This is a genomic window from Crinalium epipsammum PCC 9333 (assembly GCF_000317495.1).
Lineage (GTDB): Bacteria > Cyanobacteriota > Cyanobacteriia > Cyanobacteriales > PCC-9333 > Crinalium > Crinalium epipsammum.
This window is the reverse complement of the sequence record NC_019753.1, coordinates 1,008,564-1,022,314: the sequence shown is the minus strand read 5'-3', so window position 1 is coordinate 1,022,314 and position 13,751 is coordinate 1,008,564. Positions and strand designations below refer to the sequence as shown.

Genomic DNA, 13,751 nt, shown 5'->3' with positions numbered 1-13,751 from the left:
ATAGAACGTCTCTACAAGGCTTGCGATCGCCTCGCCATACTATTTATATTATGATTCCCCCACTAAACAAAAAATCTAATCTGGCACTGCTGATTCTAACGGTAGCAGCGTATGCAGGTAACTATTTTAAACTGCCACTATTTTTCGGATTAGATTTCCTATTTGGTAGTATTTTTGTCCTAATCGTATTACGCCTATTCGGATCTTTTTGGGGTACGCTGACAGCCATAATTGCTGCTGTCTATACAGTAATTTTATGGAACCATCCTTATGGCGCGGTTATTTTAATCTGCGAGGCGTTATTTGTAGGTTTGCTATCGCGCCGCTACAGCCAAAATATCCTTTTGCTTGATGGAATTTATTGGGTATTTATTGGCATACCTTTGGTGTGGGTATTTTATCACCTAATTTTGCACGTAGATCCTACCCAAACATTTTTAGTACTTTTTAAACAGTCTGTTAATGGCATTTTCAACGCTTTACTTGCTAACTTAATATTTACTTATTTACCTATCCATAAATGGATATCTCGCCCCCAACTCAAAAAAACGTTATCTATTAAGCAAACATCATTAAACCTGTTAGTAGCCTTTGTTTTCTTTCCTGTACTCCTGCTGACAGTTTTAGATGGTCAACGGGTTATGAGTAATATTACAGATTTGGTTACAACTGAATTGCAGTCTACTTCTACAGATATTATTAGTGACTTACAAGCTTGGCATAAACATCGGGTATATGCTCTACAAGAACTCGCAAAAATAGCTGTAAATTCTGAAAGTAAACTCCCTGCTGAAAATGCAATACCAAATCGACTACAGCAAAGTACAGAATTTTTAGAAAAAGCTTTTACAGATTTTCATAATCTGTATGTTACCAATACAGCCGGAAATATCATTGCATCTTATCCAAGATTTAATCAGGATGGTAGAGATAATATTGGTTTAAGCGTCGCTGATGAAAGTAATTTTAAACAAACGAAAGCACAACTAGAACCCTTAGTAACAAACACTTATATAGACCAATTTTCACTAAATCCTCATGTTGGTTTAAGTGTACCAATAATTTCCAGAAATCAGTTTAGGGGATTAGTATATCTATCTTGGGAGTTGAGCTATATCAGCCAACGTATATCCTCAAAACTTGAAAATAAACAGTTGCAAATCACAATTGTTGATCAAGCAGGTTCTATTATTGCTACTAACCAGGGAGAGCAAACTGTTATAGAAAAATTCCAGCGACCTCAAAATGGGGAAATAAAATCAATTAATAATAGTATCTATCAATGGTTGCCAGACCGAGGAAAAGTTCCTCCGGTAGTACGCTGGAAAAATTCTCTCTATGTGCAAGAAACATTGATTGGGGAAAAACTACCTTGGAAATTAATAGTGGAAGCACCAGCTACTCCCTATGTTAACTATTTGCAAGCTATATATATTAAAGATCTTGCTATTATGCTCTTGGTGGCGATCGCTGCTATGATCTTGGCAGAGTTAGTTAGTCGTAAATTAGTTAGTCCTATAGAAAGCTTGGCAGATGTGACAACTAACTTACCTGATAAAATACTAGATAGAGAAGCGATCGCTTGGCCTCATAGCTTAGTGTCAGAGATAGATTCTCTAGTCAGCAATTTTCAAATTATGGCGATCGCGCTTAATCAAAAGTTTCAAGAAATTAAACAGAATAATGAAACTTTAGAGCAAAAAGTTAAGCAGCGCACAGCTAAATTAATCCAAGCAAACAAAAAATTAAGACAAGAAATTAATCAACGTCGTAGCACAGAAGAGGCGCTGCGAGATAGCGAAGAACGCTGGCAGTTGGCGTTGCGTGGTAATAATGATGGAATATGGGATTGGAATGTCAAAACTAATGAAATATTTTTTTCTACTCGTTGGAAAGAAATGCTTGGTTACGCAGATGACGACATTAAGCATAATTTAGATGAATGGGGTAGACGGATATATCCAGATGATCTCGGCTGGGTAACTAAAGCTATTCAAGATCACTTTGATAAAAAAACACCATTTTATTTAACTGAGCATCGAGTTTTATGCAAGGATGGGAGTTACAAATGGGTTTTAGATCGTGGTCAAGCTTTGTGGGATGAAAATGGTAAACCTATTCGGATGGTTGGTTCCCATACTGATATTACTGAACGGAAAAAAGCTGAAGTAGCTTTACAAGAAAGTGAGCGAAAGTATCGCTCTGTAGTTGATACTGTTAAAGAAGTAATTTTCCAGACCGATGCTGCTGGTTTATGGACATTTCTCAATCCAGCATGGACAGAAATTACTGGATTTTCAGTTAATGAAAGTATTGGCACTAACTTCTTAGATTACGTTCATCCTGATGATCAACAGCGCAATTTTGAATTATTTCAACCTTTAATTCAACGCCAAAAAGAATACTGCCGCCATGAAATTCGCTATCTCACTAAAGATGGTGGTGATCGTTGTATAGAAGTGTTTGCTCGTTTGGTAGTAGATGCTGAGGATAATATTATTGGTACTTCTGGAACTCTCAACGATATTACTGAACGTAAGCAAACAGAAGCAGCACTGAGAAAAAGTGAGGAGTTATACCGCACACTTGCCCAAAATTATCCCAGTGGTGCAGTAATTTTATTCGATCAAGATTTACGCTACACAATTGCTGATGGAGCAGGTTTATCAGAAGTTGGTCTTTCTAGAGAGTTATTAGAAGGAAAAACGATTTGGGAATCATTTCCGCCAGAAACTTGCGAACAGATTGAGCCAGATTACCGAGCCGCTCTGAGTGGAGAAGTAAGAATTAATGAAGTTCCCTATAACAATCATATTTATTTAGTGCATACGTTGCCTGTAAGGAACAACGAGGGAGAAATTTTTGCTGGGATGGTGGTGACACAGGACATTACTTCCTTGAAAAAAGCTGAGGCAGAAGTTCGGGCTTTGAATGCAGAACTAGAAGAAAGAGTGATGGAGAGAACTGCTCAATTAGAAGCAGCTAATCAGCTTAAAGATGAATTACTGGTGCGGGAACAGCAAGCACGCGCTTCTTCTGAGGCAAGTGAGCAACGTTTTCGCTTGTTGACAGAGGTGATGCCGCAGCAGGTATGGACGGCAACGGCGGATGGTAGCCTTGATTACGTCAACCAACGCACTCTTGACTACTTTGGTCGCACAAACGAGCAGATGTTGAATTGGGGATGGACAAATTTCATACATCCAGAAGATTTAGAACGGTGTCTTGAGCGTTGGAGTAAGTCTCTAGCAACAGGGGAATTATACGAAGTTGAATTTCGACTGTATCAGGCTGCTGGTGAAACTTATCGCTGGCACATTGGGCGGGCGTTCCCTTTACAAAATCAAGATGGGGAGATTCTCAGTTGGTTTGGAACAAATACAGATATTGAGGATCAAAAGCGGGCGCAGGAGTTACTACAGCAGCAGACGGAAGCGTTAACGCAAGCAAATCAGATGAAGGATGAGTTTTTAGCGATCGTGTCTCACGAATTACGGACACCGCTTAATTCTATGCTGGGGTGGGCTAAGTTGTTGCGATCGCGCAAGTTTGATGAAGCGACAACTGCACGGGCATTAGAAACGATTGAACGTAATGCGAAGTCTCAGGCACAAATAATTGATGATATTTTGGAAGTTTCCCGCATTGTCAGAGGGAAAATTCGTTTGAATATGCGTCCTATTAGTCTTGTGGCGACAGTTGAGGCGGCTATTGACGCGGTGCGTCCGACGGCAGAAACTAAGGCTATTCAACTTGTAGAAGTTTTACCTGCAAAATCTTTTCAGGTTTCAGGTGATTCAGATCGCTTGCAGCAGGTTATTTGGAATTTACTTTCTAACGCGATTAAGTTTACACCTGAAGGCGGGCGCGTAGAAGTGAGGTTGGAATATGTTGAGGATCAATCAATTAGCGGTGCTTATGCTCAACTACAAGTAATTGATACAGGTAAAGGTATTAGTGGGGAATTTTTGCCTTATGTTTTTGAACGATTCCGCCAAGCTGATAGTTCTAGCACTAGATCTTATGGGGGATTGGGACTAGGATTAGCAATTGTACGCCAGTTGGTAGAAGTACACGGTGGAACTGTGGAAGCGGACAGTGCAGGGGAGGGTAAGGGCGCAACGTTTACTGTAAAATTGCCACTTTTGAATAGTCCTAAGTTTGAGTCGCTGAGTGCTGAGTCGGATACTGTTTCAGAAGGCAACACTGAGGATTTAATATTATCTGGTTTGCGGGTACTGGTGGTTGAAGATGACGTTGATTCAAGAGAGTTTTTAATTACGGTACTGCAACAGGATGGCGCAGAAGTTACAGCCGTAGCATCGGTAAGCGAAGCACTTGGGGTGCTAGAAAGTCGCCAATTTGATGTATTAGTCAGCGATATTGGTATGCCAGTTGAGGACGGTTACTCGCTGATTCGTAAGGTGAGGGTTTTGCAGACACAAGCAGAAATTCCGGCGATCGCTCTTACAGCATACGCGAGAGATGAAGATCGCCAGCAAGCTTTGTTAGCAGGATTTCAGATGCACGTTTCTAAGCCTATTGAACCAGGTAAGTTAGTGGCAATGGTGGCGAAAGTTAGTGGACGTAGCAGTTGAACCCCCTCTGCCCCTCTGCCTCCCTCTAAGGCAACCAGCTAGGACGAAACCCTGGTAAAGGTAGTTGTTGTGGTTGCTGCTGCTGCGTTTTTGAGCCTTCTGTTGGAGGTGTTATAGGGAGTAGCCAAAGCAGACTATTAACGATCGCTTGTCCATCATTAGTAGTCAAAGCGCCTGTTTTCGGTAGTTTTTTCTCAGTGACTAACTGATCGAATAGCAAGGCTAAACCATCTTGAGATAAGCTCATTTGAATGTCACGCTGATTTGGCAATGCTAATATCGGGGTCATTTTAGCTTTTTTGAGATCAACTGTGGCTAATAATGGTTGTTCTTGGTCTTGGTCTTGCTCTCCTTTCTGTAGCCGGGTAATTAGACAGTAGAGTGTATCGGATCGGGGATCAAACTGAGCGTCTAATATTGAACCTGTAGTTTTGAAAAGTTCTTTTTGTACTCCTTGGTTGGTAACTAAAAATAGCGATCGCGTATAGTTTGTATTAAATTTCAGCATTGCTGCTGATGCGCCATCTTTAGAAAAGCTGAAAACTTTAGCATACTGAGCCAGAAAATCTAGCGGCTTGGCTTTGGGTGTCATTGGCAAAATGGCAATTCCTTGTCCTTGGGCTACAGCCACAGCACCACTGTCAGCAGTAATTAAAAAGTCTCCTCCTGGTTGGTTTTCCAATGGTTGAGGGGGTGCGCCTGGTTTGATTACCCATAAACCAAATTCTCCTGGTTTGTTTCTGTTCACTCGCTGAACAATAATTGCCTGCCCGTCGGGGGACAGATCAAATTTCATATTTTGGAAATTTTTACTGTCTAATACTAGGTTAATTTTGCCAGCAGCCTCTGGTTTTGTTTCTGGTTTACCAGGAGACAGGGGATTAATCCCAGTAGTTACTGTGTAAAGCTGTTGTTCAAATACGCCTGGTTTTTGACTTAACCAGTCGGCAGCAGAAAATAAAATCTTTCTTCCTTCTGGGTAGATTTTAAAGTCGTTAACCGCCATATCAGCAGGAGTCAGTACGGTTTTTTTCTGCTGGGTGACGTTATAGAGGATTAATCGTCCTTTTTCTTGTGGTTCAACACCGATATAAACGAAGGCGCGATCGCGGGTACTAAATTGACCATAAAAAGGATCAATTAATTTTTCATTTTCTTTTCCGCTCTCAGTTTTAGATTTATCTTTTGCTCCTTGTAGTTGCACTTTATAGTTAGTGCCATAAAAAACGGGGGCAGTCAATGTGTATGCCATCCGTCGCCCTGCCCAGCTAAATTTCCCTGGTAGGAGTGGATCTATTTGCAAGTTAGCTTCGACACTCGCATGATCCATTGGGCGGTTAAAGTTGAGCGTAAATGAAGTATCTTCTGCTCCAACTTGCTGATTCTGCCAGCTAAAATTGCGTACACGAGGGGCTGTGCGATCGCCATTCCAAATCAGCAAACCAATTAGCACTATCAAGACTAACATCAGCGCGATCGCTGCACGGTCTACTGGTTGCAGATATTTAAATTTATCAGCTTTATTTGATCTTCTTTCCATTATTTATTTAGGATTTTTTCAATTATCAATTACCAATTATCAGCCTTCATGTTAAATTGATTTCCGCACAGCTAATTACACGCTATTAATTACCTCGACTCTGTGCCTGTATTACAATCCATCAAATTTCCAGCTAATAATTATAAGGATTTTTTGGTTGGGGAATCTGCTTAATAGAATTAGCTGCAATCGTGAGTTGACGCTTGCCGTTGAGGTTTTCCGTAGTCATCTGACCTTCTATTTGTAACCAAGTATCGGCGGGGTAAGTTTGAGTAGATTCCGTTAGCTTCACAGGTAAACCTACAGGATAAGCATCAGCAGCACAACAGGTAATCACAAACCGAGAAAGTAACAAATATTGCTGTGGCAATGGTGCGTCTTTAGGATCAACAACAAAACCATCTACCTTGACTTTTTGCCCTGTATATGCGTCTGGTTCGGGATAAACACTGAGCGTCCGCGCCCAATCAACCAAAGATCGCTCTTCGGGTTTTTGGGAATTACGAAAAGCTTGCGGTTGTGAACGGGTAATCGTGGCAGATTCAGCTACTCCTCGTTGATTTGCTGTTTGACTAGCAAACACTTTTGGAGTAATTAATAAACCTAAAATAGCTGTTACCAATAGCAACCCACTACTCCAACCTGGAGGAAATAAAGTAATGTGTTGAGGTAATTGCCCAGTCGGTTCTACTCTTCTACGTTTACTCTTTTTGCCACTAGAAAAACTTTGCATCAATTTAGTCAGCAGTTGCACTAACTTGATAAAGCCGATGAGCAATAACATTACACCTGTAACGATTACTAGCCAGAAGTAATCTGGGTGAATCAACAAGTTTAAAGTATCAGTTAGCCAATATTTCAACAGCATCCCGCCCCAAGCAAGAATGGCAAGGATGTCTAATAAAGACAATACCCAGGAGTTACCCTGAGATTTAGCACCAGATGATTTAGCTGACATGGAAGTTAATAATTAGTGTCAACAGAAAAGTTAATAGCGCGGCAAGACCAAATAAATAAAATACCGCTTTGGGACGGAAAACAGATAACATTAAGCCAACGCCCTTGAGGTCAATCATCGGGCCAAACACTAAAAATGCCAGTAATGAGCCACTGGTAAAAGTAGCAGCAAAGGAAAGGGCAAAAAAGGCATCTACTGTTGAACAGATAGAAAGTAATCCTGCCAACAGCATCATCGCTGCAATAGATGTAATTGGCCCTTGACCAAGCTGGAGGACAACTTCTCGTGGTATAAGTACTTGAATAGCAGCAGCGATCGCACTTCCCAGTACTAAAACCCCACCTAATTCTCGTAATTCCTGAACGGTGTTTTCCAGTAATAAATTCAGTCTGTCAGCTAGGGGTTTTTTATTGCTTGATGCCACTAGAGATGCTTGTAAGACAGTAGAATCCATGCGTAGGGTTTGACCACTTTGACCTAATAAAAAAGTACCAGATTGTAACAAAAATGGTTTATCTTCAACCACAGATGCTTGCTCAGTTTTATCTGGGAAGATGATTAAAGAGCGAGCAACTGCTGGTTGTAGCATTGGGCGTGGGTCAGGCTGTAAGCTAAAAACACAGCCAACAATTGTAGCAATTAGTAAGGAAAATCCTACCCGCATTACTACAATTTCTGGCTGATCACGAAAAGCTATCCATGTTGACCAAATTACAATGGGATTAATAGTTGGCGCGGCTAGTAAAAAACCTATTGCTACTGGTACTGGTACACCCTGCATCAGCAAACGTCGCGCTACTGGAACATTCCCACACTCACAAACTGGGAACAAAAAGCCCATCGCACTGCCAAAAAATGCCCCTAAAATTGGGTTACGGGGCATAATTGCAATCAGTTTGCTTTCCTCAATAAATAACAGTAGCAAGCCGGAGAGCAATACCCCTAGCAGCAAGAAAGGCATTGCCTCGACTAATAAACTTAAAAAGATGGTAAAGGCATTATTTAGCTGATTCATGCGTTATCAATTAACAATTATCAATTAACAATTAACAATTAACAATTATTAGTACATCTTAATACTCCAGATAAATTATCAATACTTCACGTCGCTTTCCTTTTTATACGCTACGCAGTGAAGCCTGGGTAGTTCCTGCTGTTGAATGTGAAAAATCCCCCCTCATTGTCTAGCTGATGACTGATGACACCAAAGCTGAACCTTAATTAGGATAGTCTACGGTGGTAACTAATCATAGTTTTACTGTAAATAACTACTTGTTAGCTATTGTGCCAAATAAATTTTTATCTATACCCTCTTTATCTGAAGCAAGTAATCAAGATTTACGTTTAGAGTCAACCTTGCGGGAACTGCCACTTTATCAGTTTGAAGTGCAAACTAGCTGTTTAGGGGTGGAAGTTGCGGAAATTTTTGAGCAGTACCCCTTGCTTCCAGGCGCAATTTTAATTGATCAGGGGAAGTTTGTCGGCATGATTTCACGACGGCGGTTGCTGGAATATTTGCTACGTCCTCAAGGTTTAGAATTATTTTTAAATCAACCACTTCATGTTTTGTATAGCTATGCGCGTACAGAGATGTTGCTGGTTAATGATACTACACCTATTTTAGTAGCGGTACAGCAAGCACTTAGGCGATCGCCTGAACTGTTGTCTGAACCTCTGGTAGTAAAAGTTGAACCTAATAGCTATCGGTTGTTAGATTTCCAAGAATTAAATATTACTTCCTGGCAAATTCGGGGAATTGAAACTCAGGTACGTTATGAACGCGCCCAAACTCAGATGATTCAAACTGAGAAGATGGCAAGTTTAGGACGTTTGGTAGATGGGGTAGCTCACGAAATTTTAGATCCAGTTGGGTTTATTTGGGGCAATTTAACTCATGTTTCTAGTTATAGTCAGCAGTTACTTGAGTTAGTGTCTGCTTATCAAACTAATATCCCGGAAGTTCCAGCAGTAGTTACTGAATTGGAAACTGATTTGGAAATTGATTATTTACAAGAGGATTTACCGAGAGCGATCGCTAGTATTCAGTCAGGCGCGGAACGCCTGAAAAAATTAGCTGTTGCTTTACAAAACTTTTGTCATATTGATGAAGTTTATCCCAAACCTGCTGATTTACACGGTTCTCTTAATCATATTATTTTACTATTAAAAAGCCGCTTATCTAGTGATATTGAAGTTGTTAAAAATTATGGGCATTTGCCACCAGTTCCATGTTTTATTGGGCAGATACATCAAGTATTTATGAATATCCTGACTAATGCTATTGATGCCTTAATTAATCATGCGCTTAGTCAAAAATTTGCTCAAGAATTGCATCGAATATCAGATATTAATTATGGTTACAAGCCTCAAATTACTATTACCACTGAAGTAATTGCCCAAAAATCACCCTATCGGGGTGTTCCCGATCAGCGAATAGTTTCTATTAAAATTGCCGATAATGGCTCTGGAATGTCTCCTGAATTACAGCAACAAATTTTAGAATCTTTTTCTATAGCTAAACGCGCTGATAAAGAAACCAGCTTGTCTGTCAGCTATCAAATCATCAAAGCAAAACATGGGGGAGAATTTATGATGCGATCGCAATTGGGCGTAGGTACAGAATTTGAAATTTTACTACCCTTAGTTTAATCCATTAACAATTATCACTGAATTTTATTAAGATCTATACCCATTTTGTGTAAAACATCAGCTAAAAGTGCAGCGCGATGTTCTGCCTTTATAGCTCTTTCTTCTGCCTTGGTTATACGCTCATTAGCAAGTTTTACTAAGTCCTCTAAGTAATTATCAAAGCTTTGAACTGCTTTTTGCTTTACAGACATTAATAAATCCGGTGAATGAGGATTTGTTTTATGTTTTGCTATAGGTTTATAATCAGGATTAACTCCTACTACAGAGCCTTTTTCGGATGGCGTTACTAGATCTATTGATTGAATCTCTATTTGATTTTTATATAAATTTATTCCATCTTGAGCTAATTCAGGCTGATGTGAATTTTCTATTTGATTTTCGACTAGGGTAGCACTTGCTCTATTTTCTACATTTTCACTAACTATTTGAGCTTCAGGTAATTTATTTGCCCAAACAACTTTATCGAAACGGTTTAAATTAATTTGACCTACCAGGGTTTTAACTTCAAGAATTGCTTCTTGAACAGCAATGTTTTGAATAGGATACCATTGACTTTTGGTATAAAATAAAATATTTAATTGTAGCTGGTTGTCGTGCTTTTTTGTGGGCCACCATTTTTTCCATAAAGCTACAGCCTCGGTATAAAATACTTGATAACCTTCGGGTGCTTGGTACTGTTGATATTCAATATAATCTTTTTGTTTTGCTTGTCCATGATTAACAAAATTATTTTCTAAGAGGATTTCGTTAATTTGCTCAAAATATTGAGTTTTCTGTTTAAGCAATGCTGAACGCTTTTTAGCAGCTAACGTGATTAATGCCAATATTTCTGCTTTTTTGGTGGTTAATTGTAATTGTCCACCCATATTTTCAACTCGAAAGTTTTGGCTGGCTAAAAGTTCATTTGTTCCTTCAGCAAACTTTTGGATTAATGCAGCATCATCAATAGGGGAGTTATTATCGGGCATAATCTTAAAATTGATTGTCAATAATTAATTGTAAAACCCCATCTTCTGCCCTCTCCCTGAAGTACGGGTAGGGGCAACTTGAAGTTTTAGATTTTTTAAGGTGGATCTACTTATCAGGCTTGCTTTGTATAAAGCTAGTTTAAACGCTGCGATCATGTCGTCCAGTTACTTTTGGGAGATGTGATTACATAATAATATTTGATTGTTGCAAAAATTTTCGGGAAATAAGCAGATTTTCAATGAAGCTTTAAGCTAAGATTCCTAGCCAAAAAGCTTACGGTTAACCGTTATACCGCTTGATCGAAGGAAAGCGATACTAGAAATTGAACTGATTTTAACACCTATGTCAGACTCGACTTCATTGCGCGATCGCTATCTACAATTAATAGACGAAATTGTTCAAATTACCCTCAAAGGGCAAATTCGTTCTAAAGAACAGGTTTATCAAATGCTGGTAAAAGATATCAGCGTTGGTACTGGGGAAATTTTTGAACGTTGTCTAGATGAACGCCTGACTTCTACCCAACATGAGGTAGATAATAACTTACAGCCCGCAACAGCTACCAGACGTTTACGGGCGCTGAAGACGATTGAGGGAGAATGGCAACGCTGGCAAAAGGATAACAGAATTGGGAGTGCGATCGCCCAAGCAGTACAACAAATAATCACTGCTGAACCACCCCATCGCCTCACTACAGTACTGCGGATCATAGATCCTAACCAGCAACAAGTTTTAACTTTAGAACAGTTACAGCAGTTAGCAACAGCATTGCAGCAACAAGTAGCAACCAACCCAGATAGCGATTTGCAACAAGTCGCGGAAATTGCTACTGGACTTACTCGCGGAATAAATTCCTGGCAACGCTTGCAAGGCGATTTAGTTAGCTGGATATACGAAGGAAATCGCGGTTCATTAGGATTTGGTGGTACTCCTGAACAAAGTGGTCCTTGGGCGTTGTGGGCGAAACAGGTAAATAGTTCATTACCCCAGAGTGTATTTCACACCCTCGCGAGCAATCAATCGCTGGTAGAATTTGCAGCTAATCAAAATAGTGTAGAACTTAGCGCCTGGGTTGAATTAACTGTAGTTTTACAATGCTTGCAGCGTGGGTTAGTAGAGTGGTTTGACAAACTTGTTTATGATTCCCAAGTTGGATCTAAGTTATCCATTTCTATCTTTCTGACGTTTTCCGTCGTATGGTCGCAATTAGCTAGCGGTTTTAACTACGGCGGTAGATTTACCTTATACGCGGATGCTTGCTTTCAGTTAACCATGCAAATTCTCCGCGCTTTTTCGCAGCGATCATATTTTCCTTTATATGGTGGTATTTTTGCTTCCTTTGCGGGGAACTATTTAAAAGACGCACTTAATTATTTAGATGAACCACTACGACGAGTTGCGGGTACGACGGAAAAGGCGCGAATTTTAACTTTAGTCGGTTATTCATTCCGCACTCAAGGTAGATACGACCAAGCAATAGCTTTTCATCAAGAAGCTTTAGAGATTGCCCGTACAGCAGGCGATCGCATTTGTGAAATTGCCAGCTTCAACCATCTTAGCCGCATCTGTGTCGGTCAAAAAAATTATGCTGAAGCAATTAATTATAGCCAACGGGCATTAATTCTCGCTCGTCAAACTGGGGATAAATTAGGAGAAGCGAATGCCTTAGCTAACTTGGGATATAGCGAAGTGTTCCAAGCGCAACAACTCGAACAAATCGAACCTGAAGTTTACGAGAGTGCGATTAACTACTTAGAACAAGGTCTGAAATTATCAGAAAAATTAGGTGATAGCCAAAGTAAAGCTTTGTGTCTGAGTAGCTTAGGTATTGCCAACGTAATTTTAGAACAACCACAAGATGCGATCGCTTATTTAGAAGCTAGTCTGCAAGCTGCTCAATTTTCAGGTGATTTATACCTACAAGGGCTGAGTTTAGCTTATCTAGCTGAAGCTTTATATAACTTCAAAAACATAGATAAAGCTGTATTAGCTGGTTGTTTAGGAATGTATCTTTTAGAACAAATTGCAGCTAAAGAATGGCGGCAACCAGCCGGATTAATTACCGTCTTACAAGGGCAGATGGGAGTTGAAGCTTTTCATAAATTGTTACAGCAACAACGTCCTCAAATTATTTCTGTAATTGGTGTTGATGGATATGATTACATTCCGCAACTATTACAGCAGTATCAACGCTCAATCATGTAACAAATAACTTAACAGTTCAATAATAGGAATGTGTTCATTGATACAGCGTCGTTAACAATTGTAATAAATCCATTAAAAGCAATGCGGGCGCTGTTTCCATCTATTTTTCCTAAAGCAAATAACTATTGTGTGATTTGCATCACATAGGGGCTTTAAAGCTTCCTATATCGTGAATTTATATGGTTAATTACTACTAGATATTGACTAAAAATAAAGATACATCTTTAGAGGTACAGTAATTTTGGGGATCAAAACGAAAACTTGAGATAGTATGAATAAACAAAGAGTTTAGGAAATCAATTAGATAAAGTTTTGTTACAACAAAACCTACCAATTAATTAGCAACATTCCTTAATAAAATTTTGATTTGAATCAATCAGTGAGCAACAAAACTTTACATCAAGATTTCTCTAATTCAAGAATTTTAAAAGAAAAATTTTCTTCAAAATTCTTTAACGCTAAAAACGTTGCCCAGTTAATGCATCGACCACATTTAATAGGTAAACCTATGATAGCCAGCATTTGGAAAACTCTTAAAGACGCTGAACAAAAATCTACCCACCCAGATAATGAGTGCGAGATTTCCAACTGTGATGCTGCCAAAACTATAAATAAACGCCAGCAATTTAAAGCAGCACTAAACGCAGAGCCACAAACTTGTATTATGTGTAGTGGCTTATTACTGCGTCATGTCCGCCAAAACGGTTTGTATTGGGTATGCACATCTTGTCGTCAAGAAGTGCCAATTATCTTGTCACAGCAACTACCACGCCACACTAGACCCCAACCAGCAGTTGCTTTTGCTAGATAAATAATCGTGGGTAAAAATTAA

8 protein-coding genes are annotated in these 13,751 nt (G+C 39.5%); 4 read left to right on the top strand and 4 right to left on the bottom strand.

Annotation, left to right across the window (positions count from 1 at the left end; all coding sequences use genetic code 11):
- Positions 1-50: 50 nt before the first annotated feature.
- Positions 51-4,598: a PAS domain S-box protein gene (locus CRI9333_RS24710; protein ID WP_015201942.1), complete on the top strand. Its 4,548-nt coding sequence runs from the start codon at positions 51-53 to the stop codon at positions 4,596-4,598.
- A 25-nt stretch (positions 4,599-4,623) separates the two neighbouring features.
- Here CRI9333_RS24710 and CRI9333_RS04330 read toward each other — a convergent pair whose 3' ends face one another.
- The 3 genes from CRI9333_RS04330 to CRI9333_RS04320 all read right to left on the bottom strand — a co-directional run bounded on the left by CRI9333_RS04330 (position 4,624) and on the right by CRI9333_RS04320 (position 8,111).
- Positions 4,624-6,138, bottom strand: coding sequence for an Ig-like domain-containing protein (locus CRI9333_RS04330; protein WP_015201941.1), 1,515 nt, complete (start codon positions 6,136-6,138; stop codon positions 4,624-4,626).
- Between the two features lie 133 nt (positions 6,139-6,271).
- Positions 6,272-7,096, bottom strand: coding sequence for a TIGR03943 family putative permease subunit (locus CRI9333_RS04325; protein ID WP_015201940.1), 825 nt, complete (start codon positions 7,094-7,096; stop codon positions 6,272-6,274).
- Positions 7,086-8,111 (bottom strand): permease, encoded by a 1,026-nt coding sequence (locus CRI9333_RS04320; RefSeq protein ID WP_015201939.1) that lies wholly within the window; start codon positions 8,109-8,111, stop codon positions 7,086-7,088. Before CRI9333_RS04320 ends, CRI9333_RS04325 begins: the two co-directional genes overlap by 11 nt.
- Before the next feature lie 269 nt (positions 8,112-8,380).
- Here CRI9333_RS04320 and CRI9333_RS04315 point away from each other — a divergent pair, with 269 nt between their 5' ends.
- Entirely contained in the window at positions 8,381-9,745 is a 1,365-nt protein-coding gene (locus CRI9333_RS04315; RefSeq protein ID WP_041226335.1) for a sensor histidine kinase, read from the top strand.
- Between the two features lie 14 nt (positions 9,746-9,759).
- On the opposite strand, the gene CRI9333_RS04310 is transcribed toward CRI9333_RS04315, so the two are convergent.
- Positions 9,760-10,713, bottom strand: a complete 954-nt coding sequence (locus CRI9333_RS04310) for a hypothetical protein (RefSeq protein WP_015201937.1) — start codon at positions 10,711-10,713, stop codon at positions 9,760-9,762.
- 343 nt (positions 10,714-11,056) lie between these two features.
- On the opposite strand from CRI9333_RS04310, the gene CRI9333_RS04305 reads away from it, so the two are divergent.
- Together CRI9333_RS04305 and CRI9333_RS04300 are read left to right on the top strand one after the other, a co-directional pair.
- Positions 11,057-12,919, top strand: a complete 1,863-nt coding sequence (locus CRI9333_RS04305) for a tetratricopeptide repeat protein (RefSeq protein ID WP_015201936.1) — start codon at positions 11,057-11,059, stop codon at positions 12,917-12,919.
- Positions 12,920-13,427: 508 nt separating this feature from the next.
- A complete protein-coding gene (locus CRI9333_RS04300) occupies positions 13,428-13,730 on the top strand; it encodes a hypothetical protein (protein WP_157462268.1) in 303 nt (100 codons plus the stop codon).
- Positions 13,731-13,751 lie beyond the last annotated feature (21 nt).

Coding starts and splice junctions, on each gene's coding strand:
- CRI9333_RS24710 (WP_015201942.1), top strand. CDS start 51: ATGATTCCCCCACTAAACAAAAAATCTAATCTGGCACTGCTGATTCTA.
- CRI9333_RS04330 (WP_015201941.1), bottom strand. CDS start 6,138: ATGGAAAGAAGATCAAATAAAGCTGATAAATTTAAATATCTGCAACCA.
- CRI9333_RS04325 (WP_015201940.1), bottom strand. CDS start 7,096: ATGTCAGCTAAATCATCTGGTGCTAAATCTCAGGGTAACTCCTGGGTA.
- CRI9333_RS04320 (WP_015201939.1), bottom strand. CDS start 8,111: ATGAATCAGCTAAATAATGCCTTTACCATCTTTTTAAGTTTATTAGTC.
- CRI9333_RS04310 (WP_015201937.1), bottom strand. CDS start 10,713: ATGCCCGATAATAACTCCCCTATTGATGATGCTGCATTAATCCAAAAG.
- CRI9333_RS04305 (WP_015201936.1), top strand. CDS start 11,057: ATGTCAGACTCGACTTCATTGCGCGATCGCTATCTACAATTAATAGAC.
- CRI9333_RS04300 (WP_157462268.1), top strand. CDS start 13,428: ATGATAGCCAGCATTTGGAAAACTCTTAAAGACGCTGAACAAAAATCT.